We start from the raw sequence: 25,810 nt of genomic DNA, 5'->3' as shown, positions 1-25,810 counted from the left end.
ATTTTTACGGTTTCCCGTATTTAATCATGAAAATAATGTTGTATATTTGTTTTGAAAGCAAATCACAATAAGGATTATTCCGTTGTGAAAACATTTAGCGCCTCGCCTATCTGCGGGGCATTTTTATGCGCTAAAGAATTTAGATTAGGTTTTACGCTTGATCCGGAATGACTGATCTCTCGTCGCTCGCTCCTCCATCGCTTGAGGTAACGTTATCTGGGAAAGTACTCGCTTGAGGTAACGCAGTCAATGAAAACTAACGTTAAGCTAAGAAGTGGCCATTATTTTTTCGCCATGTTGAAGTTCTTCGCTAAGAAATTAAAAATTGTGCTAAAATGCTTGGTGGGTTCGGCATGTGATCCTTCGAAGATTATGTGTTCATAGGGGTATTTAAAGCTATTATTTTTTAATCGAAGCATCATTTTTTTGCCCATGGCAACGGCAGGGATAATCTCATCTTTGGTGGCCGACATTAGTAAAATCGGTCCTTTTATACGTTCAATTTTTATTAGTGCTTTTTGTTCTGCTAATGTATCTTTTAGCATCGCTTCAAAAGCACTTCTTAAATCTCTCTTTAACAAAAAGGGAACGGCATCTTCGTTTACTGGTATAAAGGGTAATTCTATCCCTTTGAAAGTCCAACATGAAGTGTCGAATTCTTGTGTATGCCCTGGAAAAACAGCATGACTAGACGACATTCCTATTACGCAAGAAATATCGTTATAATAACTTCCTAAGAGCAAAGCTAGATCGGCACCTCTTGATCCTCCAATTACTGCGATTTTAGTGGGGTTTATTTTTGCATTCTTCTTTGCTGTTGCAATAGCTTGATAAACTTCGTCTATCGCAATCTTGTCTAATATTTTTGGCGTTCCTATGCAATTGAAATAACCAATGGCTAAAAATGCGTATCCTTTAGTTAAAAATTCTTCTCTGGTTTTCTGCCAATAATTGCTAGCCCATGCATTCCCTCCTTCAGACCCTCCTAAGCCAACAACAAGGGGCTGGTTTTTAGTGTTTCCAGTATATAAAATGGCTTCTACATTTTTAACCTTTAATGTATCCTGGGCATTTGCATAAATGGCAATTAAATTCAGTATTAGAATTATGAAAAATGGTTTTGCTTTCATTTGCTTTGTTTTAATACAAAGATGGATGATGTGAATGTAGAATCATTTGACCTATATCAAAAAATCATTTTTCGGCCCTAATTCTACTTAAGGTTTCTTGAGCAATGCCTAAATACGAGGCCACCATGCCGAGTGGGATTCGATGATAAATATCGTGATAGGTTTGTATAAAGTGATCGTATTTTTCTTTAGCGGAAGTGAATCGAAGAGAAGTTATACGTTCCATTAAATGGCCGAAAATGGTGCCCATTGATAATCTTGCATAGCGTTCCATTTCTGGAAAATGATCAAATAAAAACACCAAATCATTTACCTGCAAGCAGAATGTTTCAGTATCTTCTATCGCATCGATATAATAAATGTCTTTTTGCCGTGTGCTAAAACTTTTTGGCGAGTTCGCCCATTCATTTTCGGCGGGGAAGTATTCGCAGATTTCTTTTCCTTCTTTAATAAAATATACCCTGAATAGCCCATTTTGAATAAAATAAGACTTTGTACATACTTTCTCTGCATCATGAACCAGCTCGCCTTTTTTAAAGCTAACTAAGCTTATTCGCTCGTTCAATGCCGATTTTAGTTCGTCTGTTAATCTAATGTACTGTTGGAAATGCCCAAAAAATTTATCTTTTGCTTCAATCACCTCATTATACCCCACTCGAAAAATTACTATTCTTCAAAAACTTTGGCTTAGTACGATGCTTAGTAGCCTGCTCAAAGGCGTACCCAAAGGCTAAAACAACAGGTTCTTGATACGCCCCGGCAAAGAAAGATAAACCTACTGGTAATTCATAAATGCTGCCCATAGGCACAGTAATATGCGGAAAACCTGCCATTGCGGCTGGCGATGCAAAATAAAAACCACCTCCTGAATCACCATTAAATAGATCAATTAGGGAGGGGATGCCATAACTGGTGCCTGCAATAGCATCTAGCCCATTTTTCTCCATTAAATCGCCAATAATTTTTCGCGAGGACAGCACTTTTGCAAGTGATTCTTTGTAAGCTGTACTATTTAAATCAGGTGCCTTATCGCTCGCTTCTAAGGTTTCTTGCTTAAAATAGGGCATAGCTGTAGTTTCGTTAGCCTTGTTAAAAGCAATAACTTCTGTTAGGGTTTTTACTTTGGCATTTGCCGTGGCTAAATATGCATTTACACCCGCTTTAAACTCAGGTTGTAAAACACTCGCATTAATGGAACGCATTTCCTTTAATAATTCAATTTCGACCACTTGGGCACCGAGCGCTTTCAATTTTTCGATGGCTGCTTTATATAACGCAACTACACCTTCGTGCCCTGCTAAAAACGATTTTTCTATACCAATCTTCTTGCCCATTAAGGCGTCGGCTTTTAAAAACTGCGTGTAATCTGCATAAGTTTTCCCTTCGCTGGTTTTCGTAACCGCATCATCTGGATCGATACCTGTTAAAGCGCCCAATAAAATAGCCGCATCGGTTACGTTTCTGCACATTGGTCCGGCAGTATCTTGTGTTGCAGATATCGGAATAATGCCGCTACGGCTCCATAAGCCAACAGTAGGTTTAAACCCAACGATACCACAAAATGACGATGGGGCAATAATAGAGCCGTTAGTTTCGGTGCCAATGGCAATAGCACATAAATTTGCCGAAACAGCAGAGCCTGAGCCTGAACTCGACCCACTCGGACTACGATCTAAAATATAAGGATTTTTTGTTTGTCCGCCACGGCTACTCCAACCACTACAAGGTCGAGTAGAACGGAAATTGGCCCACTCGCTCAAATTCGTTTTACCCAATAAAACCGCTCCGGCGTCACGTAGTTTTTTAACGATAAAGGCATCCGCCGACGCGACATTGCCTACTAATGCCAAGGAACCTGCCGTAGTTTGCATTTTATCGCCTGTGTTAATGTTGTCTTTAATTAATATGGGGATACCATGTAAAGGCCCTCTAATTTTGCCTTGCTTACGCTCATTGTCCATTTGGATAGCAATAGCTAAAGCATCTGGATTTAGTTCGATAACGGCGTTTAATTTCGGCCCGCTTTTATCGATGGCAGCAATACGTTTTAAATAAAGCTTAATTAAGGTTTTAGAAGAGGTTTTTCCACTTTGCATTTGTGCCTGCAATTGATTTATGCTGGTTTCGCTGAGCTCAAAATCGTCTGCAAAGTGTATTTCTTTTTTTTCGGTAGCTAAAGGTTGTGCAACTGCAGAAAAACTTAGCGTTGATAAAGCGCTTGCAACTGCACTGTTTTTGAGGAAGTTTCTTCTGTTCATAAGAATGGAATGAAGAGTAAATATAGGGATTTGTAAATTAGTGAATTCGTAAATTAGCTAATTCGATAAACATCATGCTATACCGGCCTTAAATCTTAAGGAAGAAGAGTAGGAGATTTTTGCATTAGGCTATTGACATAACTATTTTTTTTTACGCACTGCAAAAGCACTGCCTCTTCGTTCAGCTTCTTTCCCGCCTTTTACTTTTCGGAAAGCACAAATTTGCCAAAGCACAATCTTTGATAGGAAAGTAATCAGCCGGGAGTTTAGTAACAAGTTTTTGTTATTTTTGATGGTGTTATTGAGCTTCACTACGTTTCGGTGTTGTTTCTTTTGCGGAAAAAAGAAATGGATAAATCTCTTAAATAATTTTATCCTGCTCTTGCAATTCAAAAATAAAATTCAGATATTTGCAACCTCATAAGTAAAAACCGTGAAACTGCCGTGGGTTAACGCCTAAAAAAGCAATAAACTGCTTACGATAGCTTCATTAACATAAAAATATAAAAAGATGAAAAAAGATTTGCATCCATCAAACTACAGATTTGTAGTATTTAAAGATATGTCTAACGAGTATCAGTTTTTAACTAAATCTTGTGTAGACACCAAAGAAACAATTAAATGGGAAGATGGCAACGAGTATCCATTATACAAATTAGAGATCTCTCACACTTCGCATCCTTTTTATACTGGTAAAATGAAATTGGTTGATACTGCAGGTCGTATCGATAAATTTAAAACCCGTTACGCTAAAAAATAATTTTAGCCGTAAACTAAATAATTTGAAAGTCCCGATGCATTGCTCGGGACTTTTTTTATTTTTGCTGCTTATGAAAATCAATTTATTTGATGATAAAGCCTGGTTATCCCTCAGGCCATTAACGTTTACGCGCCCAGTAGCCGATTTGCGATTAGGTATATTAACCATTGCAGAAAAATGGGCAAAACATCTAAATGCCGATTTTGGGTACCTTACACAAGATTATTTAAGTGCAAAATACCCATCCGTCGTTGCGGAAATGTATATTAATGGTTCGGTTTGCCCCGACGAACAATTAGTTAACGCCATAACTAGCCTAAGAACAAACCAGGTATTGGTTAAAGATAATTTAGTAATTGCTTACTATACCAAGGATAATATCAATTGTGATAATGCTTTGAGCAAACTGAAAAACGTTAACTATGCCTCAATTTTTACGCACATCCAGTTTCCTGAAGATATTTTTAAAAACAATCATATCGAATTGGTTAAAGATTTTGCATTTATCACCAAAGGAAGAACATCTGCGGTATTAAGCACTACGAATACCTTTTTGGGCGATCAGTTTTTTGCGGAGGAAGGTGCAAAAGCCGAATGCTCTACTTTTAATAGCTTGCAAGGACCGATTTATCTCGGTAAAAACACCGAAGTATGGGAAGGCTGCCACATTAGAGGGTCTTTTGCGCTTTGCGAAGATTCATCGATTAAGATGGGCGCTAAGATATACGGACAAACTACCATCGGTCCGCACAGCAGAATAGGAGGCGAAATTAACAATGCCGTAATCTGGGGCTATTCCTCAAAAGGTCACGAAGGCTATTTGGGCAATGCCGTAATGGGACAATGGTGCAACATCGGTGCCGATAGTAACAACTCAAATCTTAAAAATAATTACGCAGAAGTTAGGCTGTGGGATTATGAAAAGGAAAGTTTCCGCAAAACTGGATTGCAATTTTGTGGATTAATTATGGCCGATCATGCCAAATGTGCCATTAATACCATGTTTAATACAGGTACCATAGCGGGTGTGAGCGCAAATATTTTTGGTTCGGGTTTTCCACGTAACTTTATACCCGATTTTGCCTGGGGAGGTTCACATGGTTTCGAAGTGTATGGCTTGGCAAAAATGCTCGATACTGCAAAGAAAGTGTATGAAAGGAGAGGTATGGCCTTGGATGGTACGGAAATAGCGATTTTAACACACGTATTTGAGGAAACGAAGCAGTATAGAAGGTTTTAACGAGTTTGAAAGACCAAAAGAAGGGTTGTATCGTAAAAACTAAACTTAGGTAATCTATGGTTTCTAAAATGGTAAAAATAAATAAGTAAACAAACCCCTAAGATCTACTAAGATGCTTAGATGGTAAAAAATAAATAAACATGAGAAAAAAAATAGTAGCCGGTAACTGGAAAATGAACATGGACTACAGCGAAGGCATTTCGGTCTTCTCTGAAATTGTAAACATGGTTAGAGATGAAAAAAAGGGCGATCAAATTGCTGTAATTTGTGCCCCTTATATTCACTTAAACAGTTTAGCACAATTATCTTCTGGAATTGTAAAAATTGGAGCTCAAAACTGTCATCAGAACGAAAGTGGAGCATTTACTGGCGAAATCTCTGCTAAGCAGGTTAAATCTACCGGTTGCGAATACGTAATTATAGGGCATTCTGAACGTAGACAATATTTTGCTGAAACTGATGCGTTGTTAGCTGAAAAAACAGTAATCGCTTTGCAAAATAACTTAACCCCGATTTTTTGCGTTGGGGAAACCTTAGACGAGCGTAATAATGGAAGCTATTACCAAGTTCTAAAATCGCAGTTAGAAAATGGCATATTTACGCTAAGTGCCAGTGATTTTGGAAAAGTTGTATTAGCCTACGAGCCCGTTTGGGCTATTGGGACAGGTTTAACCGCTTCTCCAGAACAAGCTCAAGATATACATGCCTTTATCCGATCAGAAATTGAGGCAAAGTACGGTTGGCAAGTTGCTGATGATACTACTATTCTGTATGGTGGAAGCTGTAACGCCAAAAATGCACCTGATTTGTTTTCACAACATGATATCGATGGTGGATTAATTGGAGGGGCATCCTTAAAATCTCGCGATTTTACAGATATTATTAAGGCGTTAAATTCGTAATGGATTATAAAAAAGTAGTTTTTAACTTTGGGGAAATAAAAGAGTATCAAAAAGATATACTCATTGCCGAACTCGCCGATGCAGGTTTCGATACATTTGAAGATACCGAAACGGGCTTTGATGCGTTTATTATTGCCGATCAATTTAGTGAACAGGCTTTAGCTGAAGTGTTGAGGGGTGTCGATGAGGATTTGCAATACACCTACACTATACACGAGATCGACCCCGAGAATTGGAATGAGGAATGGGAGAAGAATTTCAGCCCGCTAATTATTGGCGATAAATGCTATGTAAGGGCAACTTTTCATGAACCTCAACCTCAATATCGGTACGAAATTGTGATCGACCCTAAAATGGCCTTCGGTACGGGTCACCATCAAACTACCACGATGATGATGGAATACATCTTAGAAACGGATGTAGCCGGAAAATTGATTTTAGATATGGGTGCAGGTACGGGCATTTTGGCAATTTTAGCTTCAAAACGAGGTGCAAAAACAGTATTTGCCATCGATAACGACGATATATGTTACGAGAGTGCAATTGAAAATGCAGCTTTAAATGATATCCCTAACCTAACTTCACTATGTGGAAGTAAGGAGGCCATCCCTGCCCTAGATTTTGATATTATTTTGGCAAATATCAACAGAAATATCTTGCTCGACCAGATAGAAAGTTATGCTAGGGTGCTAAAAGACAAAGGATCTATATTTTTTAGTGGTTTTTACGAAAATCCAGATTTAGGCATGATTACGGCACACTGCGAAAAATTTAACCTGAAATATGTTGATCATAAAAAGATAGGAGATTGGGTAGCAGCAAAATTTTTAAAAAATAATTAACTACGTAGCTAATTCATTAATTTGCTAATTATGAAAGTTCATTTTATTGCAATTGGTGGCAGTGCGATGCACAATTTGGCGATTGCCTTGCATCAAAAAGGATATGAGGTTACCGGTTCTGATGATGTAATTTTCGAGCCCTCAAGTAGTCGTTTGGCGAAGTATGGGCTTTTACCAAGGCAAGAGGGCTGGGATGTAACCAATATCCACGCCGATTTAGATGCGGTAATTTTAGGTATGCATGCTCGTATCGATAACCCAGAGCTATTAAAAGCACAGGAAATAGGCTTAAGGATTTATTCCTATCCCGAATACATTTACGAGCAATCTAAAGATAAATTGCGTGTAGTAATTGGTGGTAGTCATGGTAAAACAACAATTACCTCCATGATTTTACATGTGTTGAATTATTATCAAAAGGATTTCGATTATTTGGTGGGTGCACAACTTGCTGGCTTCGAAACAATGGTTAAAGTAACTGACACAGCACCTGTTATAATTATTGAGGGAGACGAGTATTTGGCATCGCCAATAGACAGGCGACCAAAGTTCCATTTATACCACGCTAACCTTGCAGTAATTAGCGGAATAGCTTGGGATCATATCAACGTTTTCCCCACTTTTGGGGAATATATTTCTCAATTCGATAAATTTATAGGTACAATTTTCCCCAATGGAAAATTAATTTACTGTGAGTTGGATTCTGAATTAAAAAAAATTGTCGAAAATTCGAGCGCTCCAATCCAGAAAATACCTTATCAAATTCCACCTCATAAGGTGGTAGATGGCATTACATTTTTACTCCCAAATACTCCCTTAAATATCTTTGGAAATCACAATTTAATGAACCTTAATGCAGCCTTATTGGTATGCAAACAGCTAGGTATAGAAGAGGATGAATTTAGGTCGGCAATAACAAGTTTTACAGGCGCTGCGAAGCGATTGGAGCTCCTCAATAGTATAAATAATACTAACGTTTATAAAGACTTTGCTCACTCCCCATCTAAACTAAAAGCAACGATAGATGCAGTTAAAGCGCAATTTAGCGATAGAAAGCTAGTTGCATGCATGGAATTACATACTTTTAGTAGTTTAAACTCGGCATTTTTAAAACAGTATAAAAATACGATGGATAAAGCTGATATTCGAATGGTTTATGTAGACGAAAAAACCTTTATACACAAGAAGATGGAGCCACTAAGTGCCGCTGTAATTAGAGATGCATTTAGTGATCCCAATTTATTGTTTTTTAATGATTCAGATACGTTAGAAAGTTATTTGCGAAGTTTAAATTTCGATCATACTAATTTATTACTCATGAGTTCGGGTAACTTTGGGGGTATGGATCTAATAAATTTGGCATACGACTTGACTAGTTAACCATTATAACCATAATAAAAACCGCATGACTGTAATAGGAAAAAATATCAGAACGCTTCGCCAACGTAATAGCTGGAGCCAAGGAGAAGTAGCTAAACAATTGGAAATCTCTATTCCTGCATTTTCAAAAATTGAAACAGGTATTACAGACGTAAATATGTCGAGATTGGAGCAGATTGCAGCATTATTTCAAGTAACCGTAGTTGACCTTATTTCTAAAGAGGGGGAGCACCATCATTCAGAAAATGCAGCTGAAATCAGCATGTTAAAGGAAAAGCTAGCGTTTAAAGAAGAAGAAATTATTAATCTACAGAAGAAAGTGATAGAGCTTTATGAAGAGATTAGGAATATGTTAAAAAAGGACTAAATTGTTTTTCTCATAGTGAGGTGGCGCTTTCCAAAGGTAGCGCCAGTCGCTTCATGAAAAGATAGCATTTTCTCGTTAAAATCGCCGACCCAAGATAATTCTAGTTCGGTATATTGATTTTTTGGGAGTACGTACTCCCCGAGCTTAATGATAAGCGCAGATTCTAATCCGAGTTTTTGATATTTACTTTTTGTGCCCATTACAATGGCACGCATCCGTGTAACGCCTACCCATCGTTTGTAAGCAAATTTTAGCTTTTCGATAAGCCCAAGTTTGCCCTTTAGGCCTTTTATCATTTGATTGGCATCAGGAATAATAACTACAAACGAAGCAGGTTCGCCATTTGCGTAAGCAAACCAGATTAGCTTTTCGTCCATTATTACTTCCATTTGCTTAAAACTTTCTTGTAGCGTTTCTTTTTTTATGGGGACGAAGTTTTCAAAGTCTTTCCAGCCATCGTTATAGATTTCCATCAGATCGCTGATGTATTTATCGGCGTTCTTTTTCGAAAAATGTTCAAAACTGTAATCTGGCTTTGCCGCCACCCAGTTGGCTATTTTTGTAAAGCGGGCAGGAAAGGGGATGGTAAGGTTAATGTGATTGGTTAATTGTTCGTAAGCGGTTTCGAAACCATAAGCCGTAAAAAATTCATGATAATAGGGTTGATGATAGTTCATGCCATATGATGGTGGCGTAAAGCCTTCGACTAATAAACCCCAGAAAGAATCATTTTCGCCAAAATTAATTGGTCCTTCCATTACTTGCATTCCATTTTCGATAAGCCAGTTTTTAGCGGTATCAAATAATAAAAATGCTGCTTTTTTATCACATATACATTCGAAAAAACCAATTCCGCCAGTTGGTTTTTCGTAAATGTGCGCTTTCTTTTCGTTAATAAAAGCGGCAATTCTTCCAATGGCTACCCCAGCATTATCAGTTAAAATCCAACGTACACATTTACCATGACTAAAAAATGGATTTTTCGTTGGATCGAATATCTTTTCAATATCCTGGTCTAGCGGCCGGATCCAATTTTTATCATTGCAATAAATGGATTCAACAACGTTTAAAAAAACGTGTTTAGCGGTTTTATCTTCAACGCGTATAATCTGCATTATGGGGTGGTTAAAATAAAAAGCATCCCATAAGGATGCTTTTAGGATATGAAATAGTATAAATCAATTAATATCGATCGTCGTCATCGTCGTCGTCATCAAAACTGTCGAAGGTATCTAAATCGTCTAACGGAACATCGAAGTCGTCTTCTTCCTCTTCAGCTAACGTATCGATATCCTGAATATCGTCATCTTCTTCATCGTCTGATTCCTTTTTGGAAAGAGGCTTGTTAATCGGGTTTTTCTGAGCTGGTTTTTTTGGCGTCTTCATAACACAAAAAATATTAATTGTACGAAAATTCTACTGCTTATCTAAATTACGAAAAATCTTTATAAATAGAAAGAAACCTCTTTTTTAGATTTTTTATTTATTTCAAAAGTAATAGAAATTGGCTTTTTAAGAAAACTTTTTTGATTTTTTTTAGCAGGTTGCTTTGCAGGGATTTAGAAGTAATTTTGAATCCGTTAACACGATTTATGCCTTATTTTCAAAACTAGCGGAACCAAAAAAAGCAGGTAAGTGAAAATTTGGCTCACCTGAATGGATGGGGTTCCAAGCTATAAAATGTGGTTCTTCGAGCTCGTCGCCGCATTTATAAAAATTAACACGAACAGATGAATCGAACTGCAGGGTTCTCGTTTTTGTATTAAAAACACTAAATGGGATTTTAAGAGCTAATTCCCATTCATAGAGTTCATTTTGATTGGCATTGGTGATGTGCGTTTTAGCTTTTATTTCATTTAACAGATCGACCGCAATAAATTTACGATCGGCTTTGTTTTTACCGTATTGTCCTAAACATGTTCCCATGCAATTGAATTCTAGATTATAGTAATTCTCATCATCCCCAAAAGAGATAAATAGCTCGACACAGCTATCCTGATAAACGGGTTCGTTAGGGTTACGGAATACCGCCCTAATATAAGGTTCTAGTACATAAAATTTTACAAAGAGATCAGTAGCATTATACCCAATTGTGAAATTTACCCGAGGTTTGACAAAGAGTTTTTTCCATAAATAATGGCTTAAGGTATGGCGTTCTAAATTGTCGAGCAGAACTGATATTTCATCTAGTTGATGGACGGTTGTTACGGGCAGGGAGTTGATTTTGAGTGAGTTCATTTTGGTTAAAAACTATATTTTACAAATGCTTCCATTGCTTCATATTCAGCAAGCCCAAGTCGGTTATAGATCTGAGCAGTCTCACGTGTGCGATGTTCAGCTCGTAACCAGAATTCACGCGAATCATCTCCGGGAAATACCGGTAAGTCCTTCTGCGATTGATGTTTAAATATGGCTAGCCGCTTTCGTTCAACCTCTTGAGGGGATAATGGAACTGCCATTTCTATTTCATATGCTTGAAATTCTTGCCAAGCTCCTCTGTATAACCAAAGCCAGCAATCTTCTATCCATGTTTCAGTTGTTTTTAGTCTTTTCAGCGATTCAAGAACAATATCAAAACAGACCTTATGTGTGCCATGTGGGTCTGCAAAATCTCCTGCGGCAAATACTTGGTGTGGTTTTACCGTTTGTAATAGCTTCATGGTTTTTTGAATATCCTCTTCAAAGTCGACGTCCTTGTTTGTTTTACTGCTATCATAAAATGGCAAATCCATAAAATGAATATTGCTATCGTCCAAGCCTACAAATCGTGCTCCTGCGATGGCTTCGCCCTTTCTAATTAATCCTTTAATTGTTCGTATGGCGATTGGATCGATTTGATTGGGCGCTTTTTCAGCAAAGAATAACTTGGTTTCTTCGTTGCATTTTTCTAGTGCACCTGTATTGATTTTTTGATCTTTAGAGAGGTCTATCGCAAATTCTAAATACCTGCGAACATCATCGTCCCATACAGCAGTATTTCCAGAGGTTTGATAAGCTACATGAACGGCATGACCCTGATCTGCCAAACGGATAAAAGTGCCTCCCATTGATATTACATCATCATCTGGATGGGGAGAAAAAATAATTGACCTTTTTGTGTTCGGTAGGGCGCGTTCTGGGCGTTGACTATCATCGGCATTTGGCTTGCCGCCTGGCCATCCGGTAATGGTGCGCTGAATTTCATTGAAAATTTGAATATTTATGCTATAAACAGGACCTTTTTCTATGGCTAATTGTGCCATGCCATGGTTGTTGTAATCTTCTTCCGTTAGTTTTAATATCGGTTTGTTTAGCCATGTTGCCAACCATATAACGGCTTTTTTAATTAATTTTTTATCCCATAGGCAATCTTTAACCAACCAAGGAGATTCGAAGCGAGTTAAGTCTGTTGCGGCTCCCTGATCTATTATAAATTCTACATGATCTGATAATTGAAGGAAAGTTGCAGGCACATCGGCGTGTACTTCACCTTCTACGGCTTTCTTAATAATTGATGCCTTTTTTTCGCCCCAGGCCATTAAGATAATTTCCTTTGCTTTAAATATTGTTCCAATACCCATTGTTATGGCTTTGTTGGGTACATTGTTCCTCCCACCGAATTCTCGTGAAGCATCTCTTTTGGTGAGCTCGTCTAACGCTACCAACCGTGTACCAGAATTGATGGCCGATCCAGGTTCATTAAAGCCAATGTGGCCCGTTCTGCCTATTCCTAGAATCTGAATGTCTAAGCCCTTGTATTCATTGATTTTTTTTTCGTACGAAAGACAAAATGCCTCGATTTGTTCTTTGTTTAATGTGCCGTCGGGAATATGAATGTTAGTTCTGTTAATGTCGATATAATCAAACAAATTTTCATTCATGAAGGTAACATAGCTTTGTGCTGAGTTGGCCCTCATTGGGTAATATTCATCGAGATTAAATGTAATTACATTCTTAAAGCTAAGGCCTTCTTCTTTATGCAACCTAATTAATTCTTTGTAAACATAGATAGGTGTTATGCCAGTAGCTAACCCTAAAATTGTTTTCTCATTTTTTTCGTTTTTAAGTTTGATAAGGTCTGCAATTCGCTTTGCAACAACTCTACTTGCCTGGTACTTATCGGCATATACAGAAACTGGTATTTTTTCAAACCTCGTTTCTTCCAAAAGATTTAGTCGGGCCATTTGTTTAATTAATGATTTTGTTTGGTCTATATTTAGTATGTTTTGGCTAAATTAGAAATATAAAGGAGTGGAATTTAACGATATAGTTGCCGGATTCAGCGCAAACGTTTGTGTAATATTTACCCTTCCTATTTTCTTCTCGGAGATTAAACTGTATGTATTTTCGAAAAACGAGAAAGAATTAAATCCATTAACCAAATAGAAAATAAAACATTGGAACGAAGAGAATTTATTAAAAATACCGCAGTGGCAGTGGCAGGAATTACCATATTGCCCGAGGGATCGTTATTTGCGAAAAGTGATCAAACGAAAGTAAGAGTTGGTTATATTGGGGTAGGGGCCAGAGGTATGAGCCATATATCGGCCGGTACACTTAGAGATGATGTAGAAATCGTTGCGATTTGTGATACGCAAGAGCGTTCACTAAGTAATTGTAGAAATTTTATTGCAAAGAAAAATAGGCCGGTAGCGGTAGAATACACTGGGGGGGTAGATGCCTACAAAAGACTGCTCGAACGGAAAGATATAGATGCCGTAATTATATCAACACCTTGGCAATTTCATAAAGCGCAAGCTATTGATGCTATGAATGCGGGTAAATATGTAGGTTGCGAAGTAATTGCTGGCTTAACCCTGCAAGATCACTGGGATATTGTAAATACTTCCGAAAAAACTGGAGTTCCCTACATGACGCTCGAGAATGTGTGTTACCGTAGAGATGTTATGGCAGCATTAAACATGGTTAGGCAGGGTATTTTTGGAGAACTAGTTCATTTTGAGGGCGGCTATCAACATAACTTAAGAGGTGTATTGTTTAATGGTAAAGGAGGCGTAGAGTATGGACCTAATGCCTACAGTGAGGCGCAATGGAGAACTCAGTTTAACATTGAACAAGATGGGGACATTTATCCCACACATGGAGCAGGGCCAATTATGCAATACGCAAACATTAATCGTGGTAACCGCTTTACTAATCTAGTATCGTTTAGTTCAAAAGCTAGAGGTCTATCCTCTTATATTGAAGACTTAGCTCCAGGCCATCCGAATGCAAAAATAAATTATAAAAACGGCGATGTAACTACCACACTTATTAATTGCGCAAATGGCGAAACCGTAATGCTTAGTCACGATACGCACCTTCCGCGGCCTTATTCACTTGGTTTTAGAGTGCAAGGAACGAATGGAATTTGGATGGACGTTAATAAGTCAATCTATATAGAAAAAAAAGGTAAAGGAAACGATCAATGGGAAGCCGCTAATACTTGGTTCGAAAAATACGATCATCCACTCTGGAAGAAATATGAAAAAGATGCACTTGGTGCGGGTCACGGAGGTATGGATTGGTTTGTATTTAATGGATTTATTCAAGCTGTAAAACTTAAAAAGCAAACTCCAATTGATGTATATGACTCAGTTACCATGAGTGTAATTACTCCGCTTTCTACCAAATCGTTGAAGGAAGGAAATATGCCTCAAAAATTCCCTGATTTTACAAAAGGAAAGTGGAAAGAAAGAAAGAATATTTTTGCACTAGATGATAGTGGTTTTTAACAGTAGGATTCATGAATATAAATTTTTTTAAAATTTTTAGCTTAATTAAATGATAGAGCAAGTATTGGAGGGGTTTGGATTGGATGGAAAAGCTGCTAAATACACACAATTCGGAAATGGATTGATTAATAGTACATGGAAAGTTTCGGGAACAGAAGGAGAATTTATTCTTCAGAAAGTGAATACTGATGTTTTTTCGAACCCCAGAGACATTTCCGCAAATATGGTTATGATTAAGCAATACCTTGATAGGGTAGCTCCAAAATATCTATTTATTGGACCTATTGCTACTAAAGATGGGGAACCCGTTTATGAAATAGGCAATAGTGTTTACCGTCTTTTTCCTTTTGTTTCAGATTCAACTACCATTAATGAGGTTGAACATGCTGAACAGGCTTATCATGCAGCGAAACAATTTGGTAAATTTACTAAGCTGCTTAATGGATATGATCCTTTACGATTAAATATCTCTATAAAAGATTTTCATAACCTTCCATTTCGGATTGCACAATATCAAGATGCCTTACTTGCTGCAAGTGCTGAGCGAAAAAAAAGTGCACAATGGGCCATTGAAGAAATCGATAGGCATATGGATATTGCTGCTGATTTTGATGAAATTATAAAGCAAAATAAATTGAACCTGCGCGTAATTCATCATGATACAAAGATAAATAACGTACTTTTAAACACCTCGAATGGGGATGGGATTTGTGTAATCGACCTCGATACAGTAATGCCAGGGTATTTTATAAGTGATGTTGGCGACATGATGAGAACATATCTTTCGCCTACGAATGAAGAAGATACTGTAATTAATGACATTAAAATTCGTCCTGAAATTTTTGCGGCAATCTATAAAGGCTATATGGAGGAAATGGACGATGTTCTAGAAAATTCGGAAAAGGAACTTTTTATTTATAGTGGAAAGTTCATGATTTTTATGCAGGCCTTACGTTTCATTACCGATTTTCTGAACGGTGATATCTATTACCGGGTATCTGGACCAAACCACAATTTAAACCGAGCCAACAACCAAATAGTCCTTCTTAATCGGTACATCGATAGCGAAGAAGTATTTGAAACTATCGTACATAGTTGGAGATTTCACAACAACTTACTGTCACATTCTAAATAATCTTCAAAAACGCTGATTACTATTCACTTTAACAAGAGCCCACGTTAGTGGGCTTTTTTTGTGCTTAGTGGCTGCAATTGCAAAGAAAAAATAAGTGTATTTAACAAACGTTTGCGTGAATATTTGTGGTTTTGCAATACTGATGAAATTCATGGTTTTGGTTGGTAACTATTTGAACCATAGCAGATAGTTTTTTTGCGCTCAAAATAAGCTTTTTCGAGTTTGAACTAAGGCCTGGCCTTCTTTTTCTTTCAATCAACGTATTCAAAAATACATTTGTATTAAGTATAGCACAAACGTTTGCGCGGTGTAAATTGAAGCACGGATGTAATTAGCATGTAAATTTACTTCAATCAAATAACCACTTAAAATTTTAAACTAAACAACCAAATATGAAAAAACCATTACTCAGTATCCCTTGAGGCGAATAGTTATCAAATCCTTCTACGAAGCCAGCTTCGTCTCAAATTCTAACAGATATTAACCAGTCAACTTAAAAAAATCAAAAATGGACAAAAAAATTCCTGCCATTTTTTGTTTCTTACTGTTTTTTGCAATTGCATCCAAAGCAAACCATGGCAATTACGTAGATTCAAAAATTGCGCTCAATGTAAACATTTTGATGTTTCAGCAAGAACCGACAAAAGCCGACAGCTCTACAAAAGATTCAATCGGCCGCAGTATTCGGGCTAGCGCTCGTTTCAAAGGGAATCGTGATTCAATTAACGTTTCCACTTCAAGAAATATCCCTAATTTATCACTACAGCAAGTATTAAAAGGTAATGTTTCAGGTTTATATGTTCAAGAAACTACCGGAGAACCTGGCAGCGAACAAAGTATGATTATTCAAGGAGCTTCAACTCCGATCTTCAACAAGAAAGACATTTACACCTTACAACCAGCTGTATTTATTAATGGGGTGTATTTGGTACAGGAGCATCCTTTTGCGTATGATGTGCAAAAATACGATTATAACAGAATAGGTCCAGCAACCAATTTATTGGCGAATGTTGATATCGATAACATTGCTTCAATAGAAGTAATCAAAGATCCCGTATCCCTTGCTAAACTTGGACCCAACGCTGCGAATGGTGCCATTTGGATTACCACTAAAGCAGCTAAAAGCGGTTTAAGAGAAATTAGCTTCAACTCTTATTTCGGTATGGTACAAGCAAATGGTGCTAATACTGTGAATGGTGTATTTGAAAATCAATTTCGGCAACCTTTCTACCAAAAATATGCTTCACAAGCAAATTTGAATAATTATGCTTCCTATTTAAGAGATTCTACCAATTTAGATTATTTTGGAAAATCGAATTGGAATGACTTGTATTACCAAAATACACCGATTTTTTCTACCGACCTAGGAATTACAGGCGGAACTGAGAAAGCAAATTTTAGGTTTTATGGATCTGGAACAAAGAATGCAGGGAATGCAGATGAAACATCGTTAACCAAATACAATGCGTTTTTCAATATCAATATGATGCCCTTCAAATGGCTTACCGTTTCAAGTTTTTTAAATGCATCGCGCATGGATAGGGCAAGAAACAAAAGCTTAAGAGATCGATATGCCGAAGTACGATATTTGCCAGATTTTGTAAATCCACTTTCACCAAATAAGGATAACTATCAGCTATTTTTAAATGAATATAGTAAAGTGGTGGATGATAATCGCAACAATTTATTGAACGGCTCATTATCATTAAATTTTCAGTTAACTCCCAAATTAAATTTTAATACTGCGGTAGTATTTGATTACAACGAAGGGATAAGAGATGCCTTTTATCCAACTACATTAATGGATGATATTAACTACGTGTCGGGTTATTTTGGATACAATCAACGTTTTGGATTAAACAACAGGTTGAATTATGATTATGAACTAAATAAGGATAATACGTTTGATTTTGAAGTGGGGCAAGCTGTTCAGGGCGATACTTATAAATACAATTACGCGAGAGGTTATGATGGCAACAGTGATTTTATTAAGATTAACGTAGTTGAAGGAAATTCTAGCAAAAGCGGATACCTAAATGCCATCAATAATTTTTATCTTTTTAGATATACCGACAGAACCAGCAATGGATTAATGTCTTTCTATGGCTCGGCCAAATACAAATACAAGAATATATTAACCGTTGGCGCTGTAGTGAGGAGAGATGGTTCGTCTAACGGTCAGCCCGACAACAGATGGCTAACCACACCTGCATTTAGTGCCGATTGGAACCTGAAAAACCAATTTTTAACAAGCAGTAAATTATTTAACCAATTAAGCATAGGGGCTTCATGGTCTAGGGTGGCTAAACTATTTATTGCAGATCGGTTTGGAGCAGGTCCGCAATACCGATCGGAATATGGATGGTATGAAGAGCCAACAATTCCAACTTTTGGAGGTTTTCAAGGGATTACACGCCCCTATAATACCGGGTGGGTTGGATATGGGGTAACCTTGCCTTATGCAGATAGGTTGAATCTTAATGCTTCGGCAACGATGTTTAATAATAGATTAAATGCTGCCCTTACCTTGTATAAAAAAGACGATAAAAATCAACTCTTAAACATTCCTGTTTCTGGCGAAAGTGGATACGCTAGCATTTACAAAAATGGAATGGATATTAGTAACACCGGAGTTGACCTAACCTTGAATGCAAATGTGATAGCCAGCGAGAAAGCATTGAACTGGAATTCTGGCTTGAATCTTAATTATAATCATAATCAATTAAAGGCTCTTCCAGATGGTTTAAATGAGTTAGTTATTGGCGATAATAAATTAAAGGTAGGGGAATCATCAGGGAGTTATTGGTTGTATACAAATAATGGAATCTATAATACCGATGCAGAAGTGCCTACAAATCCGAAAAACGGTCAAAAATTATCATTTAATGGCTTAACGCTTAAAAAGGGCGATCCACGATGGATAGATTATAATGGTGATTATAATATCACCAATGCAGACAAACAGTTTACGGGCGATAGGTTACCAAAGGTTATTGGTGGATGGATAAATGATTTCAAATACAAAAATTTTGAATTAAACTTTCATATTTTCTTTGCTTTAGGGCAAAAAGCGATCAATCAATTTGATGCCAGCAGATATGATTTTGCTAATCGTGAGTCGGCAAATGATATCAACTCCATCAAAGAGGTAACCTCGTGGCAAACCAGCGAGAACTTGAAAAGCTACCCTATTTATAATGTTTGGAGTGATGTAATCCCATACCGAGCAGATCAAGATTTATTTTTAGAGAATGCATCTTATGTTAAACTGAGATCGGTAACCTTAGGCTACGATTTATCTAAAGCGAAGTTCATTAGCAATGCCAAAATGGGCTTCAGAAAAGCATATCTGTATGTAACAGGCAGCAATTTATTTACCATTACTAATTTTTCTGGCACTGATCCAGAGCTAATTAATTACACTGGATATTATAATGGTACCAGCTTGCCTATTGCCAGAACCTATACCATTGGTTTAAAATTAGATTTATAGGAGGGGAACATAATGATGACAAAAAACAATAACATGAAATTCAACAAATTTTTGCTGGCATTCCTAGCAGTTTTGTTTACCACCATAGGTTTTTCTTGTAAAAAAGTATTGGAGGTACAACCCAATAGCTTAGCCGCAGAGGAAAATAATTGGAAGAATTATGAAGATGCGAAAGGTAGCTTAATTGGTATATACACGTTAATGCGTACCGCTATGGTGGCAGATAACACGCATTGGCTTATGGGCGATTTACGTCAAGGTGATTTCACCTCAACAGGTAGATCAGATTTAAAGGCGATTATCGATGGTCAATTAAATGCATCTTATCCCGTAATTGAAAGGGTAAGCAATTGGAAAAGATTCTATTCCGTAATCAATTCTGCCAGTTTATTTATCGAGCGATCAAGAGAAATCGTAGCCAACGATCCCAGATACACACCCATTAATAATCAGGTAGATGTAGCGCAAGCGAGAGCATTGAGAGCATTTGCCTACTTTTATATGGTGCGGATATGGGGTGATGTTCCTTTGCTGATTACCTCTCACGATGGTGATTTTTCTACACATCCTCGTACTTCAAAAGAAAAGGTGCTGGCCTATGCTACTTCAGAATTGTTGCTAGCGGCCAAAGTTTTGCCTTTTAGATATGGCGGTTCTGATCCAATTTTTCCAGGTATATACTACGGTGCAACGTGGCCAACTTGGAACGGTGTATTATTTACCAAATTATCTGCATACGCAGTATTGGCTCACATTGCAGCTTGGCAGGAAAACTATTTGGATTGTGAAGTTTATACTAAATACTTCTTAGATAATATTACTGGCTTAAATGGTGACGGCAGTTTTGGCGTAAAATACATTAGCGTTGATGAGTTAACAGAAAATGTAAACGGTTATAGTCCATTTGCCTTTAAACGTGCTGTTCAAATTGTCGGATTTGGATTTGAATACGGTAATGGCGAGGCAACCGCTAATGGCCACTTAGAGCAATTAACTTTGGCTGCCCCGTTAATTTTAAAAGCTAATCCAGAAATTTACGTTCCAAAAGATACTATTCGTAAAGCATTTACAGACTTAAACGACTTAAGATTTAGTATCGACCCACTGACTAAGCTATACCGGAAGAATTACTTCACTAATTATAGTTCAGAGCAACCCATCTTCAGTAAGATAAAATGTATAGGTAGTGCTCAAATTAGTGGAAACTTCTCCTTATTTACTTCTGCTGTATTATTTACACGGTACGAAGAGGTAACCTTATTAAGAGCTGAGGCACTTGCGGTGTTGGGACAAAGAGACGAAGCAATTGCCAATCTTAACCGTGCTTCGGGCTTAAGAGGAACTGCACCCTTCTTGTCGTCATCAACAGCTGATGTGATGGACGCCATATTTGCCGAGCGCAGAAGAGAGCTAATGGGAGAGGGCTGGAGATGGTACGATTTAGTTAGACTTAATCGGATTAAAAAGAATAATCCAGCATTTAATGCCTTGCTAAACAATGGAGGAATTTACTGGCCAGTATCTAAAGACATTTTAGACGCTAATCCTACCATTAAACAAAATCCATACTGGAATTAATTACCAAGATATTTTTTAATTATAACATGATGATATATAAAAATATAAAAGGCTACTTAAAATCATTAACACTGCTGTTAATTTTTATTTCAGTGCTTACCGCTTGTGAAAAAGATTCAATCTATCACGATTATGAGAATTCAATTAAAGAATACGACGGTACTGCTTTACAATATTTAGAGGCACAGAAAAACACCTTCGATTCGCTATTATTTGTCTTGAATCGTTTGCCTGATTTGAAAGATTCGTTGAGTACAAAAGATATAACTGTTTTTGCACCAACCAACCAAAGTTTTCAGGCCGCGATTAAAAACCTGAACATCGAGCGCAAAGCGCAAGGAAAAGAAGCAATGTATTTAAAGGATTGTGATTTAGCAGAGCTTGATACACTCACATCCAGATACATCCTTAGAGGAATTAGAACTACCGATAGTTACGCCCCTTTTGCAGATGGTTTAAACTTACTCAGTATTAATTATGCCTACCCAATGCACATCCAATATAATAAATTAAATGCATCGGGTTTTGTTGGGGGTGGGCCTCAATCTATCATTTATAGTGACCCAAAAGGGTCAATTTTTGAAAAAAATTGGGAGAATGCTAGTACCAATGCGGTAAACATTAAAACAAAAAATGCCATTGTAAATATTTTGGCGCCATTACATGATTATGGCTTTAATGAATTTGTAGTTAGGGTTAATAAATAAGATGAAAACAATGAAAAGAAACAAAATTTTATCATTTCTTACAGTGGTGATCGTCGGCATCACATTGCTCATCACAGCCTGTAAAGACAATATACCCGATGTGCGTTTATCATTAGCTAATGATATGCAATTTACCACCAAGCAATATCAGCCCGTTTTAGGAAGAAATAGCTTATTTGCTGATAATTTTAATATTGGATCATCATCAATTCCACTAAATTTTAAAATTGTAAACATGCGGAGGTTTACTGGAGAAGTAGCACCTGAACTAACCGATTTTTTCCCAGTTCAAGTTTGGAAATCAGCATATGATGGTACAGAGAAATCGATCGCCGAAATCGAAGCAAAACGGACTATTGAAAATCATCAACTATTCGAAATCCGTGAACATTCTGGTCAGTTTGTAATGTGGGCCAAGGCAAATTCTAGTTTCGTTAAAGCGCAACCCGATTCAGGTTATGTGTTTGATGTAGAGGTGTCAAACTCAGGTGGTCGTAAATACTTCAAAGACTTTAAGCTTCGTCCTTTTAAAGAGCGTGCATTCGAACCTTCAGCTATTAATGCAACTAATGGCCAAGCTTCTTCTTTAGGAACTACGCCAAACTTTAGTAACATAAGAGGCGAGCGAACTGGCAGATTTTTATCGGCATCTCAGGCAGATATTGTGGTTTTGTTCAATAAAAAGAGCGATGCTGGTAATTCGTTGACGTTTAAATTTGTCGATACCTTATTTAATCCTATTAATCCTGATAAGTTCAACGCCACGCAATGGTCTACCTTGGTGCACGGTTTCGATATGGTAAAGGATAACGAAAAAGTAACCTACAAAGTTGCCTATCCCATTCCTTTAGCAGCTTATCCTACTAAATATACAATTGGTAGTGGTTTAAGAGCAAGATCAACATTTAAGTATGAAAGACAAGGTTTTGGAAACATTAAAGAAACAGGAATCTTAAGTCTAGACTATGCTATTTATGAAAAAGGGGACTGGGAAATCATTTTTTGGTTTAAAACAGAGCGTCCTAAATTCATCAACGATTAATAGAATCAAATGAAAACTAAATTATCTAACATGAGATATTTTTATATAATGGCTTTTTTATGTCTGTTTTTAGGCATCAGTCAAAATTTAAAAGCACAGCAAAAGAAAACGGTAACCGGTACGGTTGCTGATAATACAGGCGGGATACCAAATGTGAACATTTTCTATAACAGAACTGTTATTGGCGCTACAAAGCCAGATGGGTCTTTTTCTGTTGTGGTACCCGAAAATGCAGTATTGGAATTCCGTTACGTTGGCTTTAAACCGGTAACCATGAGCGTTACGGGCAAAACAAAGTTAACCGTACTGATGGAAGCTGATCAAAACCAATTAAAGGAAATTACCATCCAGGGTTATGTCGCTAAATCGAAGGAAGTATCTGTTGGGTCTAGTGTAAAGATTTCAGGTAAAGATTTACAAGCGGTTCCGGTAGCAAGCATTACTGATATGTTACAAGGAAAGGTAGCGGGATTAAACATCCAACAAAATACAGGTTCTCCGGGTATGCGGGGTTCTATCGCCATGCGTGGTTTGTCTAACATTAACGTAACAGGGTCTGGGGATGGTGCATTTTTACAATCTACTTCACCATTATTTGTAGTAGATGGTGTACCGATTGATGATAGCGGCAATTTTCAGTATGGATTTCAATCTGCCGGCCCAGGAATTAGTCCGATTTCATTAATTCCACAACAAGATGTAGAAAGTATCGAAGTGTTAAAAGATGCTTCTGCGACATCATTATATGGGTCTAGAGGTGCATATGGGGTTATTTTAATCACCACTAAAAGAGGTAACTCAAAAATTCCAGTAATTCGATATAATACACAATTTTTCTTAAGCACCCCACCTAAGTTACGTCAAGTTATTGGTGGGAAAGGCGAACGTGATATGCGTATGGCGCAAATTATGCAAAGTGATACCAGTTATTACCGTGCCTTGGCGTTATTAGGGGCAACACCGTATTTGGCCGATAGCTTAAATGCTTATTACAATAATTCAACCGATTGGCAATCTTACTTCTTTAGGTCAACATTTAACCAAAGTCATAACCTAAGTATAGATGGAGGCGATCAGTCTTTTAACTACAAGGTAAACTTCGGTTATTTCGATCAAAATGGTATTCAGGAAAATACAGGTTTTACGAGATCAAACTTGAGAATGAACATGCAATATATGCCAAGCAGTAAGTTCAAATTGTACACCACTATAAATGGAACTTTAGGCAAGAACCAGAAGGGTAGTGGCAATGGATTATTAAACACGGGCGTGGCTACAGGTGGACAAGCCTCTACTTTATTACCATCACCCTCCTTATTTTCTGCTGTAAACAGTGTATTGGGTGCCGTAACTACCGATAATGATAATAAAACCACTGAACTAAATACCACAACAGAACTGAAGTATGAATTTCTACCAGGGTTTAGCTTAACCTCTAATTTTAATTATACGTTCAATACGGGTGTGGAAGAGAACTTTTTACCCTCAACTATTAATGGAAATGCAGCATCGCTTTATACCTTCAACAGTGTAAAAAATACCATATACAATAGAAATTTATTGGCTTACTATTTTAGCTTAAAGGATGGTTCTGGCGAAGATGCACACAATTTCAGTGCATATGCTTTTACGGAGCTAGATTCAAGAAACTTTAAGGCAGACGTTATCCAAAATAATAAGGTAGTTAACGATTATCTAAGAGGGCCAATTGTAGGGGTTGATGATTACCTTACTTCGCTTGGGGGGACCTTAAACAATTTCGACCAATTTAGGTCGGCCGCCTTTGCTGGTAACTTTAGCTATAATTATAAGCGTAGGTATGTACTTGATGCCTCATATCGTGCAGATAGAAGTTCAAGTAATGGACCTGAAGCGGGTTACATTAAAAGTCCATCGATTGGTATAAGATGGAATTTGCAAAATGAAGCATTTACCGAAAAATGGAAGAGTTGGTTTAATAGCGCCTCCATTAAATTAAGCTATGGTACGGTATTGCAACCACAAGGAAATATCTACGACGTATATGGGAAATATGTTAACGGCTCGATTTACAATGGTTCACCAACGGTTGTGATGAATTTGACCACTTTGCCGAATTCGAATTTATTGCCTACACAGAATACCACCTATAATGGTGCTTTTGAATTTGGTATTTTAAACAACCGTTTATTCGGAACTTTTGAAGCTTATTATAAGCAGATTGATAATCAATTAAGAGAGAAGCCATTAGCTAATATCAGCTCGTTTACTAATATTAAAACCAATGAAATTAGTGTTGTAAACATTGGCTATGAGGCAACGTTAACTGCGAGGATTTTCGCTCCTTCAAAACCTTTTCAATGGAATATAAGTGTGAACGGAGCAATTAACAATGATTATTTAGCCCATTTGCCTGATGGAGTTAGAGAGTTTATTTATGTTGATCCAACCACTGGTCAATCTATACTGTACCGCTTAGGACAGAATAGTTTAACCAATTACATTTATAACACTAAAGGTGTTTACGCGAGTAATGCTGAAGTGCCTGTTGATCCTTCTACAGGTTTAAGGTACCGTTCAGGTGCAAACAACTCAACTTTAGGTTATTTTAAAGCTGGCGATCCACGCTTTACGGATTTGAACGGCGATTATGTGCTAGATGAAAGAGATTTGGTAGCAGCAGGTAACTCTCAAGCTCGTTTTAACGGAGGTGTAACGATGGATTTCCGTTATAAGAACTTTACCATGCAAGTTCAAGGAAACTATGTAATTGGAAGAGATGTGCTAAATAACTCACTGGCGTCTCAGTTTTCTTCTTTCAACAATCCTTTAGCTTTACAAGGTGTTTATGCCATCAATCCAACTGGTGTTGTACCGCTTGATGCGTATGATATTTGGACAAGAACTGGACAAATTGCTACTTATCCTAATCCTTATGATTATTTAAGATCTAGCATTGTTAATCCTTACCGAACCAATCAGACCTTATTCCAAGAAGATGGCTCTTATTTTAAATTGGGTTATGTGTCTTTAGGCTACACCCTGAATCAAAAATTTACAAGCAGATTTGGAATGAATAGAGTGGTAATTGGGGGTACAGCTAGTAATGTATTTATGATTACGAATTACTCGGGTACTAGTCCAGAAAGTGTGAGTGATTTGGGTAGAGATAGTGGGTCTATTTATCCCAATCCAAGAACATATACACTTAGCTTAAATGTAGAGTTTTAATTAAGATGATGATGAAAACCATCATGAGTATACCAGTAAAAACAATAAGGCT

At 37.3% G+C, this 25,810-nt stretch carries 21 protein-coding genes; 13 read left to right on the top strand and 8 right to left on the bottom strand.

The genetic code is table 11. The annotated features are described in order from the left end of the window. Positions 1-281 precede the first annotated feature (281 nt). The 4 genes from WG904_RS13430 to WG904_RS13415 form a co-directional block, all read right to left on the bottom strand. Positions 282-1,130: an acyl-CoA thioester hydrolase/BAAT C-terminal domain-containing protein gene (locus WG904_RS13430; RefSeq protein WP_339579837.1), complete on the bottom strand. Its 849-nt coding sequence runs from the start codon at positions 1,128-1,130 to the stop codon at positions 282-284. 64 nt (positions 1,131-1,194) lie between these two features. Continuing rightward, positions 1,195-1,770 (bottom strand): Crp/Fnr family transcriptional regulator, encoded by a 576-nt coding sequence (locus WG904_RS13425; protein ID WP_339579836.1) that lies wholly within the window; start codon positions 1,768-1,770, stop codon positions 1,195-1,197. A gap of 4 nt (positions 1,771-1,774) precedes the next feature. Further along, positions 1,775-3,388 (bottom strand): amidase, encoded by a 1,614-nt coding sequence (locus WG904_RS13420; RefSeq protein ID WP_339579835.1) that lies wholly within the window; start codon positions 3,386-3,388, stop codon positions 1,775-1,777. 141 nt (positions 3,389-3,529) lie between these two features. After that, positions 3,530-3,700: a hypothetical protein gene (locus WG904_RS13415; protein WP_339579834.1), complete on the bottom strand. Its 171-nt coding sequence runs from the start codon at positions 3,698-3,700 to the stop codon at positions 3,530-3,532. A 199-nt stretch (positions 3,701-3,899) separates the two neighbouring features. On the opposite strand from WG904_RS13415, the gene WG904_RS13410 reads away from it, so the two are divergent. The 6 genes from WG904_RS13410 (at position 3,900) to WG904_RS13385 (ending at position 8,879) form a co-directional block, all read left to right on the top strand. After that, entirely contained in the window at positions 3,900-4,148 is a 249-nt protein-coding gene (locus WG904_RS13410) for a type B 50S ribosomal protein L31 (protein ID WP_131554097.1), read from the top strand. A 70-nt stretch (positions 4,149-4,218) separates the two neighbouring features. Then, positions 4,219-5,388, top strand: a complete 1,170-nt coding sequence (locus WG904_RS13405; RefSeq protein ID WP_339579833.1) for a putative sugar nucleotidyl transferase — start codon at positions 4,219-4,221, stop codon at positions 5,386-5,388. Between the two features lie 140 nt (positions 5,389-5,528). Continuing rightward, on the top strand, positions 5,529-6,290 hold the full coding sequence (gene tpiA, locus WG904_RS13400) for a triose-phosphate isomerase (RefSeq protein WP_339579832.1): 762 nt from the start codon (positions 5,529-5,531) through the stop codon (positions 6,288-6,290). After that, positions 6,290-7,132: a 50S ribosomal protein L11 methyltransferase gene (gene prmA, locus WG904_RS13395; protein ID WP_339579831.1), complete on the top strand. Its 843-nt coding sequence runs from the start codon at positions 6,290-6,292 to the stop codon at positions 7,130-7,132. Before tpiA ends, prmA begins: the two co-directional genes overlap by 1 nt. Before the next feature lie 30 nt (positions 7,133-7,162). Beyond that, complete coding sequence (locus WG904_RS13390) at positions 7,163-8,512, top strand: UDP-N-acetylmuramate--L-alanine ligase (RefSeq protein ID WP_339579830.1); 1,350 nt, start codon at positions 7,163-7,165, stop codon at positions 8,510-8,512. Between the two features lie 25 nt (positions 8,513-8,537). Further along, a complete protein-coding gene (locus tag WG904_RS13385; protein WP_339579829.1) occupies positions 8,538-8,879 on the top strand; it encodes a helix-turn-helix domain-containing protein in 342 nt (113 codons plus the stop codon). Here the strand turns inward: WG904_RS13385 and WG904_RS13380 are convergent. The 4 genes from WG904_RS13380 to nagB all read right to left on the bottom strand — a co-directional run bounded on the left by WG904_RS13380 (position 8,876) and on the right by nagB (position 13,042). Then, on the bottom strand, positions 8,876-9,994 hold the full coding sequence (locus WG904_RS13380; protein ID WP_339579828.1) for a GNAT family N-acetyltransferase: 1,119 nt from the start codon (positions 9,992-9,994) through the stop codon (positions 8,876-8,878). The two genes, WG904_RS13385 and WG904_RS13380, sit on opposite strands and share 4 nt — an antisense overlap. Positions 9,995-10,061: 67 nt before the next feature. Further along, positions 10,062-10,265 (bottom strand): hypothetical protein, encoded by a 204-nt coding sequence (locus tag WG904_RS13375; protein WP_339579827.1) that lies wholly within the window; start codon positions 10,263-10,265, stop codon positions 10,062-10,064. Between the two features lie 204 nt (positions 10,266-10,469). After that, positions 10,470-11,117 carry a carbohydrate-binding family 9-like protein gene (locus WG904_RS13370; protein ID WP_339579826.1) on the bottom strand — a complete coding sequence of 216 codons (648 nt, stop codon included), beginning with the start codon at positions 11,115-11,117 and terminating at the stop codon, positions 10,470-10,472. A gap of 5 nt (positions 11,118-11,122) precedes the next feature. Next, on the bottom strand, positions 11,123-13,042 hold the full coding sequence (gene nagB / locus WG904_RS13365) for a glucosamine-6-phosphate deaminase (protein ID WP_431844428.1): 1,920 nt from the start codon (positions 13,040-13,042) through the stop codon (positions 11,123-11,125). Positions 13,043-13,255: 213 nt separating this feature from the next. Here nagB and WG904_RS13360 point away from each other — a divergent pair, with 213 nt between their 5' ends. The 7 genes from WG904_RS13360 to WG904_RS13330 all read left to right on the top strand — a co-directional run bounded on the left by WG904_RS13360 (position 13,256) and on the right by WG904_RS13330 (position 25,758). Next, positions 13,256-14,593: a Gfo/Idh/MocA family protein gene (locus WG904_RS13360; protein ID WP_339579825.1), complete on the top strand. Its 1,338-nt coding sequence runs from the start codon at positions 13,256-13,258 to the stop codon at positions 14,591-14,593. A gap of 49 nt (positions 14,594-14,642) precedes the next feature. After that, entirely contained in the window at positions 14,643-15,728 is a 1,086-nt protein-coding gene (locus WG904_RS13355) for a phosphotransferase enzyme family protein (RefSeq protein ID WP_339579824.1), read from the top strand. 508 nt (positions 15,729-16,236) lie between these two features. Next, positions 16,237-19,221, top strand: a complete 2,985-nt coding sequence (locus WG904_RS13350) for a SusC/RagA family TonB-linked outer membrane protein (RefSeq protein WP_339579823.1) — start codon at positions 16,237-16,239, stop codon at positions 19,219-19,221. Between the two features lie 33 nt (positions 19,222-19,254). Then, positions 19,255-20,799 carry a RagB/SusD family nutrient uptake outer membrane protein gene (locus tag WG904_RS13345; protein WP_339579822.1) on the top strand — a complete coding sequence of 515 codons (1,545 nt, stop codon included), beginning with the start codon at positions 19,255-19,257 and terminating at the stop codon, positions 20,797-20,799. 26 nt (positions 20,800-20,825) lie between these two features. Beyond that, positions 20,826-21,506, top strand: a complete 681-nt coding sequence (locus WG904_RS13340) for a hypothetical protein (RefSeq protein WP_339579821.1) — start codon at positions 20,826-20,828, stop codon at positions 21,504-21,506. Positions 21,507-21,516: 10 nt separating this feature from the next. Further along, entirely contained in the window at positions 21,517-22,548 is a 1,032-nt protein-coding gene (locus tag WG904_RS13335) for a DUF5007 domain-containing protein (protein ID WP_339579820.1), read from the top strand. A gap of 9 nt (positions 22,549-22,557) precedes the next feature. After that, on the top strand, positions 22,558-25,758 hold the full coding sequence (locus WG904_RS13330; protein ID WP_339579819.1) for a SusC/RagA family TonB-linked outer membrane protein: 3,201 nt from the start codon (positions 22,558-22,560) through the stop codon (positions 25,756-25,758). Positions 25,759-25,810 lie beyond the last annotated feature (52 nt).

Origin of the sequence: Pedobacter anseongensis, from assembly GCF_037482965.1 — a bacterium.
Taxonomy (GTDB): Bacteria; Bacteroidota; Bacteroidia; order Sphingobacteriales; family Sphingobacteriaceae; genus Pedobacter; species Pedobacter anseongensis.
This window is presented reverse-complemented; position numbering and strand designations above follow the sequence as displayed.

Coding starts and splice junctions, on each gene's coding strand:
- WG904_RS13430 (WP_339579837.1), bottom strand. CDS start 1,130: ATGAAAGCAAAACCATTTTTCATAATTCTAATACTGAATTTAATTGCC.
- WG904_RS13420 (WP_339579835.1), bottom strand. CDS start 3,388: ATGAACAGAAGAAACTTCCTCAAAAACAGTGCAGTTGCAAGCGCTTTA.
- WG904_RS13410 (WP_131554097.1), top strand. CDS start 3,900: ATGAAAAAAGATTTGCATCCATCAAACTACAGATTTGTAGTATTTAAA.
- WG904_RS13405 (WP_339579833.1), top strand. CDS start 4,219: ATGAAAATCAATTTATTTGATGATAAAGCCTGGTTATCCCTCAGGCCA.
- tpiA (WP_339579832.1), top strand. CDS start 5,529: ATGAGAAAAAAAATAGTAGCCGGTAACTGGAAAATGAACATGGACTAC.
- prmA (WP_339579831.1), top strand. CDS start 6,290: ATGGATTATAAAAAAGTAGTTTTTAACTTTGGGGAAATAAAAGAGTAT.
- WG904_RS13390 (WP_339579830.1), top strand. CDS start 7,163: ATGAAAGTTCATTTTATTGCAATTGGTGGCAGTGCGATGCACAATTTG.
- WG904_RS13385 (WP_339579829.1), top strand. CDS start 8,538: ATGACTGTAATAGGAAAAAATATCAGAACGCTTCGCCAACGTAATAGC.
- WG904_RS13380 (WP_339579828.1), bottom strand. CDS start 9,994: ATGCAGATTATACGCGTTGAAGATAAAACCGCTAAACACGTTTTTTTA.
- WG904_RS13375 (WP_339579827.1), bottom strand. CDS start 10,265: ATGAAGACGCCAAAAAAACCAGCTCAGAAAAACCCGATTAACAAGCCT.
- WG904_RS13370 (WP_339579826.1), bottom strand. CDS start 11,117: ATGAACTCACTCAAAATCAACTCCCTGCCCGTAACAACCGTCCATCAA.
- nagB (WP_431844428.1), bottom strand. CDS start 13,042: ATGGCCCGACTAAATCTTTTGGAAGAAACGAGGTTTGAAAAAATACCA.
- WG904_RS13355 (WP_339579824.1), top strand. CDS start 14,643: ATGATAGAGCAAGTATTGGAGGGGTTTGGATTGGATGGAAAAGCTGCT.
- WG904_RS13350 (WP_339579823.1), top strand. CDS start 16,237: ATGGACAAAAAAATTCCTGCCATTTTTTGTTTCTTACTGTTTTTTGCA.
- WG904_RS13345 (WP_339579822.1), top strand. CDS start 19,255: ATGAAATTCAACAAATTTTTGCTGGCATTCCTAGCAGTTTTGTTTACC.
- WG904_RS13340 (WP_339579821.1), top strand. CDS start 20,826: ATGATGATATATAAAAATATAAAAGGCTACTTAAAATCATTAACACTG.
- WG904_RS13335 (WP_339579820.1), top strand. CDS start 21,517: ATGAAAAGAAACAAAATTTTATCATTTCTTACAGTGGTGATCGTCGGC.
- WG904_RS13330 (WP_339579819.1), top strand. CDS start 22,558: ATGAAAACTAAATTATCTAACATGAGATATTTTTATATAATGGCTTTT.